We start from the raw sequence: 21,892 nt of genomic DNA on the forward strand, positions 1-21,892 counted from the left end.
TTTGTGTCTAGCACAGTGACTACTGTGATATTGCGATAATCACTTGTTATCTTTGCCTTTCTCGATTGAGCTTATCCACAATGGCACGCAACTTTGTCATTTTAAGCTCGGTAAGCAGCACTACAACAAACAGCCACAGGGCTCCGGCAATAAAAACGGCATTAATTAAGCTGCCACTCTGGTGCTGATATCCATAAAGCCCGAGTATAAGGATTAAGACCGCCGCTAACGACATGCCCCAATCGTTTGTACCAAGCTTATATTCATCCTCGGCAATATCTTTACTCACAGTAACAGGATTAGCCAAGCCATCTAACTTCACGACGGCTTTACGATTTTTAAGCCTGACGTTAAACCCTTCACCCTTGAGCACTTCCACCACTCTGTCCATAATCCTTGGCTTACTTCCTTGTTAATGCATAACACCCAAACAGCCACCACAAGTGACACTTAGACTTACAGTAGGCTTTATTAAACTCGATTATAGCCTCAACTTGTTATTCATTGATTTGCGCTGAAGCGCTGCGCCTAAACCAATAGAAGCAATATAGCCATCCACCAGGCGGAAAGATAAAATTTAACAGACAAGAATAAAACACAACTAACGCAAGATTGTTAGCACTTCCTTTTGCAAACCTAATTGTCAGGTAAATCACCACAAGGGCCAGGGCAAAATACACTTGTCCCCAGAGCGTTGCGTTAATGTTCATTGTTTTTTAAACTCCATTTTCAAACGATTCGACAGCTTATCACAGGTACTAGAAGCCGACTCAACCCGCCGCAATGACAGCGCCTCCCTCGAGTGACCATTCAAATAACGCGGTTAACCAATATTGCCGACTCAACAGGTATACACTATGTGTAACTTTGTCACCGACCTAGACTTTATTCAGTAATCGCAAAAAGTTAACAGCTATTACTCTCACAAACAATTTAAAGAGTGACCGTCAGAGAAACACCCAAGTCTTCCATCCCTGAGCATTGGCATAAGTGTTCCAGACACAAATCCCCTCTCTGGCTTTCTGACCTTAGGTCTAAATCCTTCCCTAGGATTTTAGACATTTCCCAATTCCCTGTGGGTCAGGGAGGAAATGCACTTAAATGTCGGGAACATTTCAGGCCTTGGCCACCGGGGATAAGCATATCCCTATACAAATACCAATGCCTTCCATCCCTGGACATTGGCATAAGTGTTCCAGACACAAATCCCCTCTCTGGCTTTCCTTGGCCACCGGGGATAAGCATATCCGTATACAAAAAAGCCACGGCGGAGACCGTGGCTTTGGCGGTGGCTTCCTAGCCACCTTTTGGGATGTTGCTAAACTATGTTAGTAACCTATGAGTTAGGTTAATTAAGAAGATTTAGTTCTTCTTAGAGTATTTCGCTGCTTCTTCACCCGCTAGGCGACCAAAGGTGATGATGTCAGAGATAGCGTTACCACCAAGACGGTTTGCACCGTGAACACCACCTGTCACTTCACCTGCGCCATACAGACCAGGAATAACTTGCTTCTTAGCATCCATGATCTCAGCTTTAGTATCGATCATCACACCACCCATAGTGTGGTGAACACCAGGTGTGACTTCGATAGCGTAGTAGTTACCTACGTTTAGTGCGCGTGGTAGGTTAGGACGTTCGAAGTCAGCATCTTTACCGCTAGTGACAAAGCTGTTGTAGCGTGCCACGGTTTCGGTCAATGCCTTACCATCGATACCTTCCATCTTACCCAGCTTTTCTAGGCTATCTGCACTTGGTGCAACACCCAGGCCGATATACTTGTCGATCTTCTTCAGTGACTTACGAACTGAATCATCGAAAATCAAGAAAGCAGACTTACCAGTTTGTCCCAGGATAGCCGCAGAAGCTTTGTCTCGGGTGGTAATTTCGTTAACAAAACGCTTACCTTCACGGTTAACTAAGATAGCCCCGTTACCACGTACCGCTTCAGTTACCATCACACCACCTTTAACAGACAGTGTTGGATGCGCCTGAATATACTCAACATCTTTCATCGCTGCGCCAGCGTTTTCTGCGACATCTAGACCATCACCCACTGCACCAGGTTGGTTAGTAGAGATGAAGCCTTTTAGCTTAGGATCTAGCTTAGCAACACGCTCATTGTTCTTCGCGAAACCACCGGTTGCCAGAATTACCGCATCGGCTTTCACCCAGTAGTAACCCTTATACATACCCTTAACCAGGATACCTTTAACCTTACCGCTGTCATCTTTTAGTACTTCGATACCACGAGTATTCATACGGATATCGATGTTACGCTCAAGCGCATTATCGTACAGCACTTGTACAACATGAGCACCGACACCAGCACCACCTGTTGGACGGTGTGAACGGTTAACCGATGCGCCACCCATACGACCCACGTCATTGAGGTCTGCGCCCATCTTGGTCATCCAATCAACAGAACCTTTTGAGTGAGAAGATAACACTTCAACAAGCGCTGGATCGTTAATGTTACGGCCACCTTTCATGGTGTCTTTAAACATTAGCTCAGGGCTATCTTTGATATCTTTAGCTTTCTGCTGATCTGTCCAAGCAGCGTTCATACCACCCGCGGCTAACTTAGCGTTACCGCCGATAACAGGCTCTTTCTCGATCAGAATGACTTTTGCGCCATTATCATGGGCAGATACCGCGGCAGAGAAGCCAGCGCCACCAGAACCCACTACAACAACGTCTACGGTATCGCGAGGTGCGCTAGCAAGAGCCGCTTGACGTTCTGCTTTATCTTTTGCCAATTCTGCAATAGAAGGTTCATTACGTTCCCACTTCTTCGCATAAGGCATGTTGAAATCGAAGCTATGGCAAGAATCGCAGTAAACCATAGACTTCTCGTGTGCGCTGTGACAAGAGGTACAGGCAACATCGCCAGGGAAGTGAGAGTCGTGGGCGTTGTAATGCTCATGCTTAGTGGTTTCAGCCACTTCAGCAAGGGTACCGTGACAAGAAACACATTGAGCGTTCTCGTAGGTTAGGCTGTCATTGGACAGCTCGCCATCGGCTGTATGGCAGCTATCGCACTCTTGGTTTTGAGCATGGAAGTCAGCCAGGTTATCGGCTGCCATCGCATTACCCATCAATCCGGCTGTGCCCATCAAAGTCGCTAGGCAAACCGCAAGTTTCATCTTTTTCATCTTTGCTCCCCCTTCTAAATGAACCGGATAAAACCGCCCAATTTAGAAGCACTTACATTATATTTAGATTAAAGTGATTCACACTTAACTTTAGAAGAAAGCCTTCATAGGTATTGATGACTACCCCAGGCTCTCACTATCGCTCAATTAAATGATTAATCAGGGAGGAAGAAGCGGCAAACGGATAAGGGTAATGGGTATCAGAAATGACACCTCAATCACATGCCCAAAGAGAGCCTATGCAAGTATGCATAATCACAAAGGGGTATATGCAAAAACGCATAGCGTGGCGAGACCTGGATCACACCTCTTTTCATTAGATCAGAAATCGCTAATTCGCGTAATACAGCACAGTTTATTGCTTTAAAAAGCCGTAACATTTCCCCATGAAACGCTTACTTCTCTTTATACTATTTATCAGCTTTCCTGCGCTCGCTCAGGAGAGCATTGTCTTTGGTGTTCACTCAAAAACGGCGCCACTGGAGTGGCGCAATAATGGTGTCGACCAGGGGTTCAACGTCGAGCTGATGAACAGGATCGGACAGATCATCGATAAACGCATCATCATCCGTCGCAAGAGCTTCCAGCAACTGGTCAGCGACGTACACAATCCCGATAGCGATATCGACGTCATTGCCGTAGTTAGCCCGGTCAACCTAGACAGAAAACTGAGTCAGTCAGATCCCATCTATGCAACCCACGCCAGGGCCTATACCTTGCAGGGCAAGGCACTGATCAACAACTGGACAGATTTAGTGGGTAAACGGGTCGCCATCAAAAAGGGCGCCTTTGTCGATGTTTATCTATCGGGCTACCCACAAAAATTTAACCGCGTCGATGTGGATCTCTATGAAACCGGCTTTAAACTGCTGATCGAAAACGAAGTGGATGTGGTGATCGCCGAAAGCTTCGTGGCCCGGCGCCTGCTCCCCCTCTATCCTTCGGTGCGCAGCTCTAGTGACGCCCTTATCTACGGCGCCTTCAACTTCGTTTGTAACTCCGAAAAAGCGGCGCTGATGCACGAGATCAATGATGCGCTGCGCCAACTCAAGCTGTCAGGGGAATATGATCGCCTGGTAAACAAGTGGTTTGGTACCGGACGAGAAAAAGTCGATCTCACATCGACAGAAAAACGTATGTTCTCTCTGGCGATTCTGGTGGCTATCGTCTCGGCGACCGGCATGATCTACACAGGCTTTATCAGTGCCAGCCTACGTAGACGTAAAAAGGCCCTCGACGCCGAACTGATACAACGCCGGCGAGTCGAGGCAGAGATCTCCAATATCTCCAAACAGTTTCAATCCGTACTCGACGGTATTCCTCATGGCGTCACAATCGTCAATGATGAACTACAACGCCTGTGGAGTAACGACAACAATGTGCACCTGCTGATCTCTGAGGCATTTCATTATATCCATGGGCAGGCATTCGACCTCAGGCCCGCGGTGTTGAAGGTGTTGTCTCAACAAAAATCCCTGATCGCCGACATGATGTATCAGCAGCAATATTGGCAACTGCAGATCCACCCTATCGCAAGCGATCAGGTGGTGATATTGCTTGAGGAATCCACCGAACAACACCAGCTACGTCAGGCGAACGAAGAAGCCAGTCGCTTGGCCTCACTTGGCGAGTTGTCCGCCGGTATCGCCCATGAGATCAACAACCCCACAGGGCTTATCTTACATGCCATCTCAATGTTCTCCGCGGCGATGAAAGACTTAGGCCCTGCGGCCGATTATTATCAGCAGCGTAATCCTTTCTGGCAGATCGCCGGACTCTCGCCAGCTCAGGCTATGGATGAAATGACTGTTGGCTGCGACACTATTGAGGAAGCCGCCAAGCGAATCAGTCGTATCGTCAATGATCTCAAGCGTTATGCCCTGCCAAACTTGGTACAGGACCATGCCCCCGTCAGCCTTAATGAGGTAGTCGACGTCTCCCTGCGTCTTACGGCAAATCAGACTAAAACACTTCAGATCACCAAATTACTGCACCTGCCGAGCCCCATGATATTGGGTAATGCCCAGCAGTTGCATCAAGTGCTGATCAACCTAATCCAAAACGCCTGTCATGCCTGTCCGCCAAGAGAGGGGCATATTCAGATCAGTACACAAATTGACAAGGATCGCGCCATCATCAATGTCAATGACAATGGTTGTGGCATGGACACTCAAACCCTTAAACGAATTACAGAGCCCTTTTTTACCACACGTCGCACCGAGGGTGGCAGTGGCTTAGGCTTATCTGTATGCAGCCGTATTATCAAAGAGCATGAGGGCCTGATGCAGATACAATCAAGACCCGGTAAAGGCACCCGCATTCAACTTAGTTTTGCCTTGGTTCAGGAGTAGCAATAACAGATGAAACTTGCACGCAATATCCTTTTGGTCGACGACGAGGCTTCTTGGCTGCGTACCCTGGCTCTCACCTTAAACCGCCTGGTGCCCGAGGCAGAGATAGATACCTGCGTCGACAGCCGCCAGGTGCTGAATCGCCTACAGGTGGGCGACTACGCCTTGGTGCTGCTGGATCTGACCATGCCATTTCATTCGGGCGAAGAGTTACTGGCCATGATAAGGGCCGAGTCACCCAATACCCGGGTGATTATCGTGACAGGGGTTAACGAAGTAGACACCGCAGTGCGCTGCATCAAGCATGGTGCCTATGATTACTTTATCAAGACGGACAACGTCAGCGATCTGGCCCATACGGTGCGACGGGCGCTGGAAGTCGTAGGGCTGGAGCGCAACTACTTACATATTAAGGAGCGCTTTCTCAGTCGCACCTTAGATAATCCCAAGGCGTTTAATAATATTCTCACCTGTGAGCCTGTGCTGCTGGATCAGTTTCGCTATTTAGAGGCCGTAGCCTTTAGCCCGGAGCCTCTGCTGATTCAGGGGGAAAGCGGTACGGGTAAGAGTGAATTTGCCCGCTCCTGCCATCAACTTTTTAGCCCTGAGCAACCCTTTATCAGCCTTAATCTCGCAGGGTTTGCCAGCGATACCTTCGAACTTAAACTCTGCGGCCGACTGAGCCACCAGCCAAACGGGGAAATCGATGCGGTGACCGGACTGCTGCACCAGGCAGGCAGTGGCGTCCTCTATCTGAGTGAAATCAGTGCCCTGCCTCTGAGCGCGCAGATCACCTTGTTGGAGCTTATCGAGAGCAAGAGTTACTCCCCCTTGGGCAGCGATAGTCGCTTCCCCATCAAGTGTAAATTTGTCCTCTCCACGCAAGACGATTTGCTGGCCCTCAACAAGCGCGGCGAGTTTCGCAGCGATCTGCTCTACCGTCTGCGCGCCCATAAGATAAAACTGCCTCGGCTCGCTGAACGCCCGTTAGATATCGCAATGTTGATCAATCACTTTATCGCCGAGGCCGCCGAGGAGATGTCACTATGCGCGCCCCAGCAACCCAGAGATCTGGCGCCCAAACTATTGGATTATGACTTTCCCGGTAACCTGAATGAGCTCAAAGGCATGGTATTCGATGCCGTCAGCCGCAGCGACGGCGTGACGCTCAACATCTCACCCTTTATGGAGGCGGTTAAAGAACACAAGTCGCTGGATGCTGAGCCTGGCGATCACATCATCTTCCCTAAATCCCTGCCGACACTGGCACAGATGAACCAGGCATTGATCGACGAGGCCATGAGCCGCACCGCCAACAACCAAACTGCGGCGGCGCAGATGCTGGGGATCAGCCAAAGTGCTCTCAGCCGCCGTCTGACCAAGGGGCATTAGCTACTTAGCCAACCTCACCATTAGCCAACCTCACCATTGGCCAACAAAAAAAGCCTCTCGATAATGAGAGGCTTTTTATTTCATTAATACTGCTTTTTTTAGCTCAAGGCCTAAAGCCCGCTTAAGCCGTTTGCTGCTGACGCGCTTCCTCTTGTACCTCTTCCACCTCTTTCTCGGTGGCATCGACTATGGTGAGCACAGCGGCATCACCCACGACATTACAAGAGGTCAGTACCATGTCGATCAGTCTGTCCAGAGCCGCAACGATCACGAAAGCTTCAACGGGTAAGCCCATTTGGTGGATCAATACACCTATCATCACCATGCCACCGCCTGGCACACCACCAGCCCCCACAGAGAGCAGGAAGATACTAAACAGCAGCGCAGGCAGTTGTTCCATAGCAATCGGCGCGCCGAAAGAGTTTGCCACGAAGAAGATTGCGATGGTGATATAGATAGAGACACCGCCCATGTTCATGGTTGCGCCCAGCGGAACACCGAAACCTGCCACGGCGCGCTTAACCCCAAGCTTCTCGGTCAGAGTACGCATGGTCACAGGAATGGTGGCATTAGAGCTTGCGGTCGACAAAGAGAAGAGAATCTGCTCTTGTGTCTTAGCTCTAAACGCCTTGGCCGACACAGGAGTAAACAGACTCACCGCCCAAGGATAGACCACAAAGATCCACAGCAATAACAAGCTTAAGATCACCACCAGATACTCTATCACGCTCACGAAGAGACTGGCTTCTAAGGTTGCCCCCAGCTTGAACATCAGGGCAAACACACCAAATGGCGCCAACTGCATCACTAGACTGATGAGCTTCATCATCAACTTATTGCCTTCAGTAAAGCCCTGCTTTAACAGTGGCACGGCGCTGCCCATCGACTTAATCACGCCCCCCACCAACAGCGCCATAAAGATCACCTGTAGCATATTGCCTGAGGTGAACGCAGCCACCGGGTTGCTAGGCACTATGTTGACAATTAGCTGCATCAGGTTAGGCAGCTCAGTGGCGGTGATCTCTGCGCCGCTGCCACCTGTCATATCGACCCCAAGCCCAGGTTTAAGCAGCAATGCCACAGCCAAAGCGGCGAAGATGGCCACTAGCGTATTGATAATATAAAAACCGAACGTCTTACCGCCGAGACGACCAAAGCTCTTAAGGTCGTCGAGCTCCAGCACGCCGCAGACGATACTGACGAAGACAAGAGGCACCACCATCATCATGATCATATTGACGAACATGGTGCCTACGCCTGAAGCGACCTCGACCAAAGTGCCGGAGAAGAAGCCCACATCGGCTAAAAAATACTGAATAATGCTACCCAAGATCAGGCCAGAAAACAGCCCGATAAAGATGCGTGTTGAAAGTGATTTTGTCATCTGCTTGCCTTGTTATGTGCGCATCTATCGTGCGCTTTACACTCTCCATCTATACGTGGAGATGAGAATGAAAGCCTTAGCTTTCCCGTTACTGGTCAGTGATAGTGGATCATGCTACCCATAAATTCAATCATAATCTGGGTACGTTAAATTGATCAGACCAGCAAACAATCAACCACAGAAATAATAATGCAATGATTTTTAATACAAAAAATCACACCAACCAGATAGGTGCGGTGAATAAACTTTTACTTTCAGCACAAATAGACAACAAAATCGCCACAAAGGCATCACCAACAAGCAGTGAAAGTCTCTAAAGGCTGCAAGCGGAAAAGATGCAAAAGTCGCAAATAAATAAAAAAACAGCACAGAAAACCAATCAAGTCGGCAGAGTAGTGAGTTGCACTAGTGGGAAAACAATAAACAGGAGATGACCTAACGAACAAAATTACGGGGAGTCAAAATGGAATGCAATTACCGCATACAGCTGATTTATCTAACTATTTCTGTATACGCTAGATAGCATTAGATTCCTCGTCAACATGTGTTGCTGCTTAATACTAACCTTATTTTTCATTATCCAAGTGAATAGCGGCTTCCATTTTCCAAGAGCTGTTTTCTCAAGATAAGAGACCTGACGAATCTGTTTAAAATAATCACTGGGATCATTTATTTGGGGAATATTGAGCAAACTACAAGGCTGACTGACAGCTAGTTCTGGCAGAATCAATTGCGTACAGCCTCGTAATAAACAGGCAATTTGCAAGCCAGCGGGATCAAGATCAACAAAGGCACTAACTGTAATTTTTCTACTGAGACAAGTATCTCTTTGGATTAGCTTTAATAGCGATTTAGGCCCTGCAGCCGAATGGATACCGCCTCCGCGATAAATAAATAGCGTGCTAGATAAGCGTTGTTGAATAATAGAGTCATAATGCCCTTGAGCTACCGCATCAAAGATATCTAAATTTTCAACAATAATAAGATCTGATACAGGTTGTTGACGGCACACGTCAATAACCCTATCGACATGGAGTCGAAAGGCCGTTTGCTCATCAAACAATCCAAACTCGTCAAAATGCATCTTGCCAGCAAACATAAAAGGGGCTTTTACCAACACATAGTTTGCTTCAGGACGAATATTGGCATACTTTTCTTTCGAAGTAAGTGTTGATATCGCCATTCGATCGACATCAAAGTCGAGATTGAGCACATCTACACCTGCTTCGACCTTGACCATTTCTCTAAGTAGCACGGCATCTTCACCCGAAAAATGAAGATATTTACCTGCACCATCGGGCTGACCGATCTCCAATTGCCTGTATATTTTCTGCCAGGTCCCATTAAAAGGCACCCGAGACAATCGCTTGATCACTGCATTAGCGATGACATTCAATTGTGTCTTAGAAAATGTAGCCACAAATCTCCTTTGACTCGAGTCCTTTACGCACAAAGTCCCAGCGAAGAGTTATCTCGTCAGGCCAGCCCCAATTCAACATCACGAATGATAAAATTGCCGCTATAAATCGGATGACGCTCGCCAATAGGCTCTAATTCAAAATAGCGCCTATGCTCTTCGGGCAACCCCTCATAGCCACAGATCACCTGATATAACCAGCTTTCCGGATCCCAATCCATCTCTTTTTGTCGAAGATAATCGAGCGCCGATTGATTCATTCCTGAATCGATGACGGCGCAGAAGTACTCATCCACCGCCAATTTGAGCGGATTATCGGGAATATCAAAGTCTTCCGCCTCCACCAAGGCGAAGGGCATATCATGTTCACGCATCAGAGGATCGCGACCAGCACGGCTAATACTTTTAATCTGCGATACTAAACTAAGCAGTTCAGCTTCTTGGCTGGTATTGGCAACATCCACTGCAGCCGGCGCCAGAATCGCCTCGGAGCGGTTAAACAGAGTTGGCACCTGCTTATGACCCACATGATCCGCCACCTCGTAATCTGGATGCATATCCGTATAGAGCAGCCACCCCTTAAGCAGGCGGGTACGCCCTTGGATCTGGCGGAAACGTCCCAGCAGCTCCAATAAACGCCCCTGCACGACACTCAACTCCTGTGTACAGTCGCTCAACGTCTCCTGCAAGCGGGTCACCAGTAGTTTACGCAGCTCACGGATATCCCCTGCTATCTCACCCAACTCGCTAAACTGGAACATCTCCAGACCATTAAGCAGTTCGGTCACCTGGCTCTGGGCCAGTTCGTTTTCACGTATCTTGGCGTTGATCGTGCCCACATAGCCGAACTCGTTATTGATCCGGCTCCAGAGCACACGAATCGAGTACTTCAGCCCTTCGGTAAAGCTGTAAACCTGCTCACTGAGGTCCGCCAAATAAGCCTCGCTGGCACTGTAATCGGCCGCATGGCGGGCCTCCTTGTAGTGGTCAGCTAGGGTCTTGATGGTAGCGAGAGAGGAGCCGACATTGGCATCGATCTGACGATTACGCTCATCGCTCAACGCCTCTTCCAGCAGGGCGCGCACCGAACGTTTCAGGCGTAACTCCTGTCCAGGTTCTGGTCGCCAGAGGATGTCGGCCTTGCGCAACTTATCTATAGCGCTGTCATTTTCACCATCTTCCGCTATTGAACCTGATAAATAGACGTCCATGATGAGATCCGCATGGCGTCCCAGCTGCTTAAGCAGCTTAACGCCAGCCTGATGTAAGTTGCTACTCATATCAGATCAAGTCCCTCTGGGTTGCGGTTTCCGCCTGGGCCTCCAGGCTGAGTCCTTCGGTTTCATCGATGAAACGGATCACCTCATAGAGGTAATCCAACTTGCCGGTGGCGATATAGATCTGCTTCTCCTGGTTGGGACGCAGCAGATATCCCAGCTCTACCAGACGTTTAAACACCAACTTGATCTGTGCATCCACCTGGGTAGAGCTGGAGCCAAACAGACGATAGTGGCTGATCTTAGCCAGCTGCTCGCGAAACGCCGGAGTATCTTCGATACGGGTCTGCAACTCGTTGAGCCGCACCGCCGCACCTTCAGACAGTGGCGCGTCCTGGCCGCTGGCCTCTTGCACCAGCACTAACCATTCCACCAAGGGGATCAGCGCATGGCAGATATCGCGAAACTGACTGGAGATCACCTTACGTTCATCGTCCCCCAGTTGCAGGTAACCGCAGAAGAACACCTCGCCCTCTCCGGCCGAGGCCAGGGTGCGATTAATCTGATTCAGGTATTGCTCGACGTTATCACGAGTGGCTTGCGACTTGAGTGCGCGCCAGGCCTCTTCATTGCTGGTACGGCAGATAAACTCACCACGCAGCAAGGCTTCAATCAAGGCGCCCTGGCCCACTAATACGGTTTGTGTGCTACTGCTCATTTACACAGCCTCCTTGGCAAAACGCTGGCTCAGCTTATCGGCTATGGGGTTAACTTGCGGCTTAACCACTTGTAATTTCTTAGTTTGCTTATTAATGATGTAGCGGTTAGCAAACAGGTTAAGCACCTCTGACTCAGGGTTAGGGAAAGCGCCCAACACAGAGATGTTATTGTTCTCACAGGCATCGAAGATCTTCTTCACGTTACCGTGGTGCAGTGTACCCAGCTCGTCGATCGGCCAGTGAATGGTCACATCGGCGCGGCCACGCAGCAGGCGGGTAAAGGCCAGCAGGAACTTGCACAAGATCAGATAAGCCATACCATGGCTCGAGGATTCGTTAAGCTGACGGTCGGTGCGGATCACCAGATCGCTGTTGCCCTCTTTCAGGCGTAGCTCTATCTCTAACAGCTTGGCGATACCGCCGGTTAGGGCGGCGCGGCCGATGATATCCAACGCGCGGCGCATACTGCTGGTGTAGTGCTCATCAGGCAAGTCGGCAAAGCCCTCGGCTTTCCACTGTTTAAACGCCTTAACGAACTCCTCCAACTCTGGCCAGAACTCTAGCTCACTGATGCGCGAGCGGATACGCACCGCCGACTCGCTCACCCCGTCGAGGAACAGCTCTTCGCCCACCTCGCGGGTGATGCGGGCACTCTGCGAGGCGATGCGGCGATCGATATCCGCCAATACATCATAAAACGCGGTCAGATCGATACCAAAGTTACGCCCCTGCTCTCTTAGCCCCATGATCGCCTGAGGCACCATGACGTTGAGCAGCTGCTCAAGTTGCGGCACCAGCTTGCGATAATCCAACAGGCGAATGCCCTTGTCGTTAACAAAGCTCGACTCCTCGCGGGCGCGCTCCCAGGTCTCCGACAAGCTAGAGCCCGACTTGCTGGCGATCACCGAATCGAAATGCTCAATATACTGCTTCACCGACCCCATTAGCTGATCCCGGCGCAGCAGCAGTTCTTCACCCTGACGCAATCGCTCGGTAAGGCCACCTTGCATCTCGTCCTGACTCGAGGGCAGTTTCAGCTCGGCCAGTTTGCGCATCACGGCGCGCAGCTTGGTCAAGTTCTCCGAGGCCTCTACCTGAATCGAATCAGACTGCTTGCGCTCGCTATCATATTGCTGACGCTGATGTTTTACCTCGTTGGCCTTAGTGGTGAGCTGTTGACTCAACTCGGTCACCGCCATCTTCACCTTGCTCAGTTCGGTCTGCAGCTTAGGCTTACGGGCAAGCCAGGTATGTTGATACCAATCGTCGAAGCGCAGTACCTCACTGCGTCGCTGCTCCGCCTTGCCGATATTGCTTTCAAGCGTGCGGATCTCCTGCTTCAACTTCAAGATCTTATCTTCATCGACGCCGCGGGATTTCAGCTCATCCTTATACCACTGCTCGCAGGCCTTCTGCTCCGCCTTGGCCGCCTGGCGGCGCTCACTAATATTCTGTTTTACCTGTGACAGCTGGGCATCCAAGGCGCCAACCACTTCCTGCCAGTAGGCCTTCTTCTCCATGCGCGCCTCGAGCGCCTGCTCGTTTTGCTCCTCGAGCCACTCCTGATGCTGAGCCTTAAGCTGTTTCATCTCACTGTCGAGACGAGCAAGACGCTTCTGGGAATCAGCCTTACGCGCGGTTAGCGCCTGATTAATTTTCTCCTGCTCAGCGCGCTTCTCGTCGAACAGGCGGCGCAGATCGTCGCGGCTGTTTTTATAAGCCGTCTTAGCAAAGGTGAGTTCGCGGTTGAGTTTATCCAGCTCGGCATTGATGGCCACTAAGGCTTCTTCAGCCTCTGTCTGTAGCTGTTTGGCGCTCGCCAGTGCCTCCTCGGCCTCGCTGTAACGTCCCCTGAGTTCCTGCTCCGAGGCCGCATATTCTGGAGTCGCCAACGCCTTGAGATCCAGTTCGACACCGCAGAAGCTATCACCATCTGCCGATTTGGCCGGATGCAGGTCACTGCGATGTAAAAGTTCAGGGTTAATCAGCTTACCTATGCTCTCTTCCCAGCCCTGTACTTCCTTACGTAGATACTCAAGCAGAGTATGGGATTGAGGGAAAAGCACCTGATGCAGTTCATCCAGCGCCCCCTGGCGCTCAATCACACGAACGCCTGCCTGTCTCAGGCTTTCATTGGCCTGATCCCGCTTGGCTCTGAGCTTACGCTCCTCAGCCGTGAGACGATCTACCATGGCGTTGCAGGCTTCTTGCTCCTCGTCGGCGCGGGAGATACGCTCGTCAAACACCGCCAGGGCCAGCTTCTCTTCCTCGCTGTAGGTGACACTGTTAACCTGCATCTGCAACTCGGCCGCCGTCAACTTGAGCTGGTATTCCTGCTCATTGTGCTTAGCGCGGCCCGCGTCCATCTGCTCTCGCCAGCGTTGCTCTAGGGCTGCCAGCTCCTCGCGGCCGGCCTCCTGCTGCTTGTCTCTGGCTTCGCGATGCTTGTCCTGCTCCTTGTCGAGCTGTTCCAGCTCACGGTTGAGGTTCTCGCCAATCTTGCTACGACGTGCGTTGTAGGCCGCCTCAATATCCTGATGCTTCTCTGTCTGTAGCTTATGACGCTCGGTGAGATTCTCCAGGCTGGCGCGCCAGCTGGGGAGCTGCTCAAGATCCAGCTTGGCCTGCTCGATGTCGGCATCGAGAAAACCTGCATGTTGATCTTCGATAATATCCAGCTCATGCTCTATCTTGGCCACATCCCCCTTGGCGGCAGAGAGGTCCAAGTTGAGCTCGTCGCGCAGCTCCTTCCACTCATCGTCGAGCTGACGCAACTTGTTACCCAGATCTTTTGAGCGCTGCTGATGGATCTCCTGACGCTCTATCTCCTGAGATTCATCCTTACCATAGCCACGTTTCAGGCCAGCCAGACGCTGCTCGGCGCTGAGTAGCTGATTGAATTCCTGCTCCAACTTGTCAAACTCGGGGCGGATCTGCTCGAAGCCCTGGATCAACTGACTTTCGCGGATCCAAGACTCGACGCGCTGTGGATTAAGCCGTGAGCTGGGCGGGTTAACCCCATCCTCCTCTAAGATGGCGGCGATCATCGACTTGATGGTCTCCATCTTGCCCTCTTTGGAGTGCACCGCCTTGGCCAGCTTCTCTATGTGACGCAGCGTATGCTCATGCTGACACAGGGAGAATTGACGGGCGTAGGCCCTGAGCTCACTACGGTTGCTGCCAGTGCTGAGCAGAGTGCGATCGTTTTGAATGATGGCGCGATATTCGCGGGTGTTCAGCAGGTTAGTCACCGCCACACCGGCGCGTTTCATCTCACGGCCCAGCTCGGCCATGTTATGGCAGAGAATCGACTCCCCTTGCTGGGACTTCACATAATCAGCCAGCTCGAAGCCTTTACCGATAAAACGGTAGTTGACCCCTTTGCCATCACCGGCAGAGGCCAGCACCGCCTGGGTCAGCAGGCCGTCGTCACGCTTGTACTCATAGATGATGTAACTGGAGTCATGGGGCAGGTACCAACGCTCGAAGCTGTCACGGGTCGAGGGCACCACTCGGCTGGGATATTCACCATAAAACACGGGCACCAGACGCTGCAGCGTGGTCTTGCCCGAGGCATTGGTGCCACAAATATTAGTGTGTCCATCGAGGGCGAGTTCCACAACGCCAGGGAGGTGCGTATTGATCAGCACGATTCGATTTAAGCTTGGCATCTCTTTCCTTATCCAAACGAGCTTGTCGGCCGCCCCGAGGGGCAAGCAGCAAAGGGGAATAGCAAAACAATCCCACTAAAGTAAAACAAAGCCAGTGTCTTGGCAATCTGGCCCAGGGCTTGGATGGGATAGTCGTTTAAAAAGCGTGCGTCACAGCCGATTTCAGGTGATTTTCAAGGCAATGGCAAGCCTGCAGAACAAAGAGCTAGAGCAAAAGGTGTGAAGTTAAGATATCAAACAAAGTAGCGCAGCGTGGCTGCTAAAGAGTAGTAATAGGGGCCGACTCGCGCCGACCCCAAAATGTTAGTTGCCTTGCTGGTAACTCACACGGCGCGCCTCGTAGCGGGCCACCATCTCATCCATGCTCTCGGCTTCAAGTGGACGCAGACCGCTAAGTACGAGTGTCTTCTCTCCTGTGCCCACTAAGGTCTCGCCGCAGTGCAGCTCAAACTTCAGAGTCACATCCCCGCGCTTACCCTCGATAGCCAGCTTCTGCTCGACCAGGGACAGCTCGATATGTTTAAAATCCAGACTCGCCAGGTCGAACGACATGCTTTCATAGATCACTAAGGGACGCGCAGGGTTGATCATCACACCATGCTGCCTCATCAGCGGCACCAGCACATGGGTGAAGTTTAAGCCAGAGAAAGCCACATAGCTGCGAATAAAAGACTCTGTCTGCACCTCACACAAGGTGCTATCACCGCTGCGCTCGACGCTGAGGTATTGCTTATCCTTATCATCCAAAATGGCAAAGGCATCGCTTACGTTATCGGGAAAGACCAGATTAACCCCATTGCCTACCATGCCCTCGAAACGAAACTGCATCTTCTGGCTAAGTCCATACTGACCAAGTACTAAGGCAAACAGCAGATCTCCGGGGACGCAAAATTTCTTGGCATCGACATCATGGATAGGGTTGAAGTCTTGCGCCACACCTTTAGCGAACTCGCTCGCTTGCTGTGCTGAGACGGAAACAACTTGCTGATCTTTTTTAAAATAGTGACTTAGAAACATAATGGCTCGATAGCGATAGGGGGATAGTTAATATTTAAGAGGCACAGTCTATAGCAAAACCCACCAAATAGTTCTCCGATGACTTAAAGATACAAAATTTAACAAACGTAAACGTCTAACCATTTAAGTTAAAATTAAGGACTCAACACTAACATCTCCATGCAAAAGATAATCATTCGTATTTTCATTGGAGATTGTATGTTACGCCCGCTTAATACCTCGCTTAGTCTTATCAGCTTGAGTCTGCTATCAGTCCTTGCCACCCCCAGTTATGCCCAAGCCGGTGATGAAACGGCTAAACCACTAGAACAATTAACCATTTTCGGCCAGCGCAATCCGCTTAATACCGTCCCGGGTAGTGCTCACCAAATCACCCAAGCCGAACTCGATACCTTTAAATACAGTGACATTATGCGCACTCTCGCCTCGGTGCCCGGTGTCTATATTCAGGAGGAAGATGGTTTCGGTTTGCGGCCAAATCTTGGCATGCGCGGAACAGGCCAAAACCGCTCCGAAAAAATCACGGTAATGGAAGATGGTGTACTGGCAGCGCCCGCTCCCTATGCTTCTCCTGCGGCCTACTACTTTCCTACATCAGGCAGAATGCAATCTATCGAAGTGCTTAAGGGCAGCTCTACGGTCAAATATGGCCCTCGCACAACGGGCGGCGTGCTCAACCTCATCTCACGTCAGATCCCTGAGCAAGACCTCGCGGGTCAAGTGGATATCGCTGCTGGTCAACATGGATTTGGCAAGCTACATGCTTTCGCCGGCGGACAGGGTGAGCGCATCGGCGCAGTGGCCGAGCTTTATCGCTACCAGGCCGATGGTTTTCGCGACATTAACGGCGTCGATGGCAACACTGGATTCACTAAAAACGACGCTTTAGCCAAGATGAGTATTCGTAGTGACAAGGCTAGCCAATACCAGCAAACCCTCGAATTGAAACTTAAGTATTCCGACGAGATCTCCAACGAAACCTATATGGGCCTTACCGACGCCGACTTTGCCGCCAATCCCTACCAAAGATATTCTGCGTCTCAGAAAGACAAGATGACCACAGAGCACAAGCAGCTGCAACTTAATCATCTTATCGATCTCAACGACAGCTTGTCGCTAGGCACCATAGTTTATTACAACGAGTTTGCCCGTAACTGGTACAAAACCAGTAAAGTGAACGGACAGAGCATCAGCGGCGACGGCACGCAAATAGCTGCTGACTTCGATAGCGATCCCACCAGTGGCGATCTTAGCGTCGATGTTAAAGCCAATAATCGTCAATATCTGTCTCAAGGTATTCAAAGTGAGCTCAACTGGTTACTGGATAATCACGAAATCGCCATCGGGGCCCGCTACCATGAAGATGAGATGGACAGGTTTCAGTGGGTAGATAAATACAACATGGGAGCAGATCAGGTCATGCGTTTGAGCAGCGCAGGGATCCCAGGTACCGACTCTAACCGTATCGATAGTGCCCAGGCTATCGCCCTCTATGTTCAGGATAAAATTCAGATCGGCCAGTTCAATATCACCGCAGGCCTACGTTATGAAGATGTCGACACTCGTCGCCTCGACTGGGGGAAGAGTAATGTCGGCAGAGACGGCGAAGCCGATAAAGATGTTCGCAACAGCTTCTCGGCACTGCTTCCGTCACTCTCGGCCAGTTATCAGCTTGATGACAACTGGTTACTGCTGGCTGGTGTGCAGAAAGGTTTCTCCCCTGCTGCCCCTGGCAACAGTGATCGTCAGGAAGAGTTAAGTTGGAACTATGAGGCAGGTGCGCGCTTCAACAGTGGTAACCTTAATGCTGAAGCCATCGTCTTTTACAGTGATTACAGCAACATGCATGGTAACTGCACCGCTGCACAAGGCTGTGATGATGACAATATTGGCAACCAATACAATGGCGGCGAAGTAGAAGTCAGTGGTCTCGAACTCAGTTTAGATCACACCTTTAACCACGACGGCGATATCAGCTTTCCAGTTAAGCTCGCTTACACCTACACACAGGCCGAATTCGCCAAAAGCTTTACCTCAGATTTTGACCCTTGGGGAGAAGTAGAGGCTGGCTATAAATTGCCTTACTTGCCAGAAAATCAACTATTTGCATCGGCAGCAATGGCCGGTGACAACTGGCAAATCACTCTAGCGGCACGCTATACCGATGACATTCGTACCCAAGCAGGTCAAGGGGCGATCGCCACAGAGCAGCTGATCGAAGCCAAAACCATTGTCGACCTCTCAGGACGCTACCATCTAGGTGAGGCTCATGAGGTTTATCTCAGCGCAGAAAATCTGTTCGACACCAGCTATGTCACCACCAAGATCCATGGTTCTAATTTTGCTGGTAAACCTTTATCCGTCACCCTCGGTTATCGCTACCAATTCTAAGGCTACCGCCCCTTGGGCTCCCAAGGGGCAATTTTCAATCAGCGAATCACAATTAGAGGTGATGACTCTGCCCTCAAATGGATAAAGCAGTTAACAACAGGCCTGCTGCACACTTATTGCACAACCAAGCATTAACCTTTATTACAGAAAAACTGCAAGGCTAAATGCAATGCAAACATTTGTTAATAAAGTGATTTATTTCTAGTTCACCCCAGCTGCACATCACCACAGCGCTTTACGCTTTCTTTACAAATGTTGATCTCAATCAAAAAACTTAATGATAATTGTTTGCATTACGATATCTGATTGATAGAATCGCCAGCAACTTAATAACCCTGATACAACAACTGGGATGAGAAATGATGAAGAAAACGCTAATTGCCGCCGCGCTAGTCAGCGCATTTGCTAGCCAAGCCGCTATTGCCTCTGATGAAACTCAGGAACTGCGTAAAGTGATCGAGCAGCAGCAGAAAGTACTGCAAGATCTTGAAAAGCGTCTTGAGCAAACTGAGCAACGTGTAGAAAAAACCGCTGATGCCGTTGAAGAAACTAGCTCTGCCAAGAGTGCGACCACTATCGGTGGTTATGGTGAACTTCATTACAACAACATCACAGACAACAAATCAGGTAAAGACAAAAAAGATATCGATTTCCATCGTTTCGTGCTGTTCTTTGGCCATGAGTTCACAGAAAACACACGTTTCTTCTCTGAGCTAGAAATTGAGCATGCACTTTCTGGTGATGACAAGCCAGGCGAGGTTGAACTAGAACAAGCTTATGTAGAGCATGACTTTAACGAGATGTTCACCGGTAAAGCAGGTTTGTTCCTAATGCCTGTAGGCATCATCAACGAAACTCACGAGCCACCAACCTTCTACGGTGTTGAACGTAACCCTGTTGAGAAAAACATCTTGCCAGCGACTTGGTGGGAAGCGGGTATCAACCTCAACATCAAAGCAGCACCTGGCCTGGCCTTTGACGGTGCCATCACTTCAGGTCTGAAAGTTGATGATACTTATAACATCCGCGGTGGTCGCCAAAAAGTTGCTAAAGCTGACGCCTCGGATCTAGCCTATACCGCACGCATTAAATACACGGGCGTTGCAGGTTTAGAGCTAGCGGCTACGGCACAATATCAGTCTGATCTCACTCAAGGTAAAGCGGGTGTTGACACGGCTTCAGCGACTTTGTTAACCGCTCATGCTATCTACAGCATCGAAAACTTCACCGTTAAGGCACTGTATGCTCAGTGGGATATCGACGGTAAAGAAGCTGAAGCATTGGGTCGCGACGAGCAAAACGGTTGGTACATTGAGCCATCTTACCGCTTCAATGAAAGCATTGGCATCTTTGCTCGCTACAACGAGTATGACAACAATGCAGGTAACGGCGACGACACTAAGGTCGAGCAAACCAACGTAGGTATTAACTACTGGTTACACGAAAATGTAGTATTTAAGGCTGACTACGAAAAAGTTGGCGGCGCTAAAGATGCCGATGGTTTCAACCTAGGCGTTGGCTACCAATTCTAAGCTAGCCCTCCATAGCAGTGCTCCAAACGAGCACTGCCTATGGCTAAGACACTTTACGAGGTGTCTTAGCCATAGTGAATGGATTCATTATCACAGGCCTCATCCATTACCTTGCTACTGGGTCAATCAATGAAATCTCTTTCTGTTAAGCTCATATTTGCCTCACTCTTCGCTGCCTTCTGCGTGCAGGCCGCCAGTGTCTATCAAAGCAACGAAGACTTTATTACCCAAGCCTTCGCCGCCCCTATGCCAAAGGCAAAGGTCTACTGGTTAGAAGATGATGATAAGCAAGTGATCGAAGATATCTTGGCCCATAAATTTAACAAGATGCGAGTACGTTACTGGCAGCAGGAAGGCGAAACCGTATGGATCCTCGAAGAGATAGGTAAGGAATCCCCCATCACGGTTGGCATACATATCAAAAACAAGGCGATCGCCCAAACCAAGGTGCTTGTCTATCGCGAGAGTCGAGGTGATGAGGTGCGTCACGAGTTTTTCACCGATCAATTTAAACAGGCTAAATTGACCGGCGATCACCAACTGGATCGCAATATCGATGGTATCACAGGCGCCACCCTGTCGGTGCGCGCACTCACCAAACTATCACGCATCGCCCTCTATCTAGACGACAGGGTGACTCAATAGCACAGATGGCGATCTGCCCTGTTAGTGTTATATTATGGCCAGCGAGCAGGATACCCCTGCTCTTTTTGTATTCCTTGGGCCACCAGCCCGCATCCTTTTACCTGGATTGCTAACGTCCTAACATTGCCAAAATAAAGAAAGCCATAGATGACAAACAAACCTCGCCATCCCCACCGTAAACCTCTGTGGCAAAAACTCGCCAAAGTGTTCAGACCCTGGCACAGACGTCTAGGCATTGCCAGTGCTATCCTGGTGGTCTTGGTCGCCGCGACTGGCATCTTGATCAACCACAGCAATGAACTCAAGCTAGATACGGCTCATGTTAATCAAGCCTGGTTACTGGATCATTATGGTATCAAGGCGCCTAACCAGATCATGGTCTTCGCTACAGAGCCCCTGCTCGCGGCGAGCGATAACCTGCTTTGGCTCAAGGATAAACCTGTATTGGAGGCTCAAGGACCGCTACTTGGCGCCCTTGCCTATGGCAATCACTATGTGGCCATCGATGACCAACATCTGTATCTGCTTGATCAAGCAGGTAACTTGCTCGAGCAGCAGAGCCGAGCCACAGGCCTACCCCAAGATCTAAGTGCACTGGCCCTTGTTCCCCAAGGCGATAGCCAACAGCTTTGGCTGAACACGGCTTCCGGCAGTTACTTAAGTGACGCCGACCTCATCGACTGGCAACCGGCAAAACCACTTGTCCCCTTAGACTGGCAAACGCCCCTCGCCAACGAAACGACCTCTGGCGTCAGCCAGCGCCTTTCGCTTGCCGCCCGCGCCATGCACCTCAATTGGGAACGTGTGTTGCTAGACCTACACAGTGGCCGCATCATAGGCCTGCCCGGCACCCTGATGATGGACCTGGTGGCCCTCAGTTTAATCTTCATGGCCATCTCTGGTCTCTATCTTTGGCAGCAAGCAAGACCCAAGCAGCGCCGCCTGAAATAAGATATATAGCGCTGCTAAACAGCAATAAAAAAGCTCACCTTAGGTGAGCTTT

At 50.2% G+C, this 21,892-nt stretch carries 14 protein-coding genes; 6 read left to right on the forward strand and 8 right to left on the reverse strand.

Annotated elements, in window-relative coordinates; translation table 11 throughout:
• Window positions 1-46 precede the first annotated feature (46 nt).
• A complete protein-coding gene (locus CFF01_RS15635) occupies window positions 47-391 on the reverse strand; it encodes a hypothetical protein (protein WP_088905413.1) in 345 nt (114 codons plus the stop codon).
• 971 nt (window positions 392-1,362) lie between these two features.
• Entirely contained in the window at window positions 1,363-3,153 is a 1,791-nt protein-coding gene (locus CFF01_RS15645; protein WP_088905414.1) for a flavocytochrome c, read from the reverse strand.
• 386 nt (window positions 3,154-3,539) lie between these two features.
• Between CFF01_RS15645 and CFF01_RS15650 the strand changes: the two genes are divergently transcribed.
• Window positions 3,540-5,504: an ATP-binding protein gene (locus CFF01_RS15650; protein WP_088905415.1), complete on the forward strand. Its 1,965-nt coding sequence runs from the start codon at window positions 3,540-3,542 to the stop codon at window positions 5,502-5,504.
• Window positions 5,505-5,513: 9 nt separating this feature from the next.
• A complete protein-coding gene (locus CFF01_RS15655) occupies window positions 5,514-6,896 on the forward strand; it encodes a sigma-54-dependent transcriptional regulator (RefSeq protein ID WP_088905416.1) in 1,383 nt (460 codons plus the stop codon).
• A gap of 121 nt (window positions 6,897-7,017) precedes the next feature.
• Here CFF01_RS15655 and CFF01_RS15660 read toward each other — a convergent pair whose 3' ends face one another.
• The 6 genes from CFF01_RS15660 to CFF01_RS15685 all read right to left on the reverse strand — a co-directional run bounded on the left by CFF01_RS15660 (window position 7,018) and on the right by CFF01_RS15685 (window position 16,321).
• The gene (locus tag CFF01_RS15660; protein ID WP_088905417.1) at window positions 7,018-8,280 is read right to left on the reverse strand and encodes a dicarboxylate/amino acid:cation symporter; all 1,263 of its coding nucleotides are present in this window, start codon (window positions 8,278-8,280) and stop codon (window positions 7,018-7,020) included.
• Between the two features lie 496 nt (window positions 8,281-8,776).
• Complete coding sequence (locus tag CFF01_RS15665) at window positions 8,777-9,700, reverse strand: DUF7281 domain-containing protein (protein ID WP_088905418.1); 924 nt, start codon at window positions 9,698-9,700, stop codon at window positions 8,777-8,779.
• A gap of 56 nt (window positions 9,701-9,756) precedes the next feature.
• On the reverse strand, window positions 9,757-10,977 hold the full coding sequence (locus tag CFF01_RS15670; RefSeq protein ID WP_088905419.1) for a phosphoenolpyruvate carboxylase: 1,221 nt from the start codon (window positions 10,975-10,977) through the stop codon (window positions 9,757-9,759).
• Window position 10,978: 1 nt separating this feature from the next.
• Window positions 10,979-11,632 (reverse strand): condensin complex protein MksE, encoded by a 654-nt coding sequence (locus CFF01_RS15675; protein ID WP_033537858.1) that lies wholly within the window; start codon window positions 11,630-11,632, stop codon window positions 10,979-10,981.
• A complete protein-coding gene (locus CFF01_RS15680) occupies window positions 11,633-15,304 on the reverse strand; it encodes an ATP-binding protein (protein ID WP_033537857.1) in 3,672 nt (1,223 codons plus the stop codon).
• Window positions 15,305-15,607: 303 nt separating this feature from the next.
• Complete coding sequence (locus CFF01_RS15685; RefSeq protein ID WP_088905420.1) at window positions 15,608-16,321, reverse strand: DUF3581 domain-containing protein; 714 nt, start codon at window positions 16,319-16,321, stop codon at window positions 15,608-15,610.
• Window positions 16,322-16,519: 198 nt separating this feature from the next.
• Here CFF01_RS15685 and CFF01_RS15690 point away from each other — a divergent pair, with 198 nt between their 5' ends.
• From CFF01_RS15690 to CFF01_RS15705, 4 genes are all read left to right on the forward strand, one after another.
• Window positions 16,520-18,712 (forward strand): TonB-dependent receptor family protein, encoded by a 2,193-nt coding sequence (locus CFF01_RS15690; RefSeq protein WP_088905421.1) that lies wholly within the window; start codon window positions 16,520-16,522, stop codon window positions 18,710-18,712.
• A 362-nt stretch (window positions 18,713-19,074) separates the two neighbouring features.
• Window positions 19,075-20,244: a porin gene (locus CFF01_RS15695; protein ID WP_088905973.1), complete on the forward strand. Its 1,170-nt coding sequence runs from the start codon at window positions 19,075-19,077 to the stop codon at window positions 20,242-20,244.
• 129 nt (window positions 20,245-20,373) lie between these two features.
• On the forward strand, window positions 20,374-20,889 hold the full coding sequence (locus CFF01_RS15700) for an FMN-binding protein (RefSeq protein WP_088905974.1): 516 nt from the start codon (window positions 20,374-20,376) through the stop codon (window positions 20,887-20,889).
• A 147-nt stretch (window positions 20,890-21,036) separates the two neighbouring features.
• Window positions 21,037-21,840, forward strand: coding sequence for a PepSY domain-containing protein (locus CFF01_RS15705; RefSeq protein ID WP_088905422.1), 804 nt, complete (start codon window positions 21,037-21,039; stop codon window positions 21,838-21,840).
• Window positions 21,841-21,892 lie beyond the last annotated feature (52 nt).

Source organism: Shewanella marisflavi, assembly GCF_002215585.1.
In the GTDB taxonomy this organism is placed as follows: Bacteria; Pseudomonadota; Gammaproteobacteria; order Enterobacterales; family Shewanellaceae; genus Shewanella; species Shewanella marisflavi.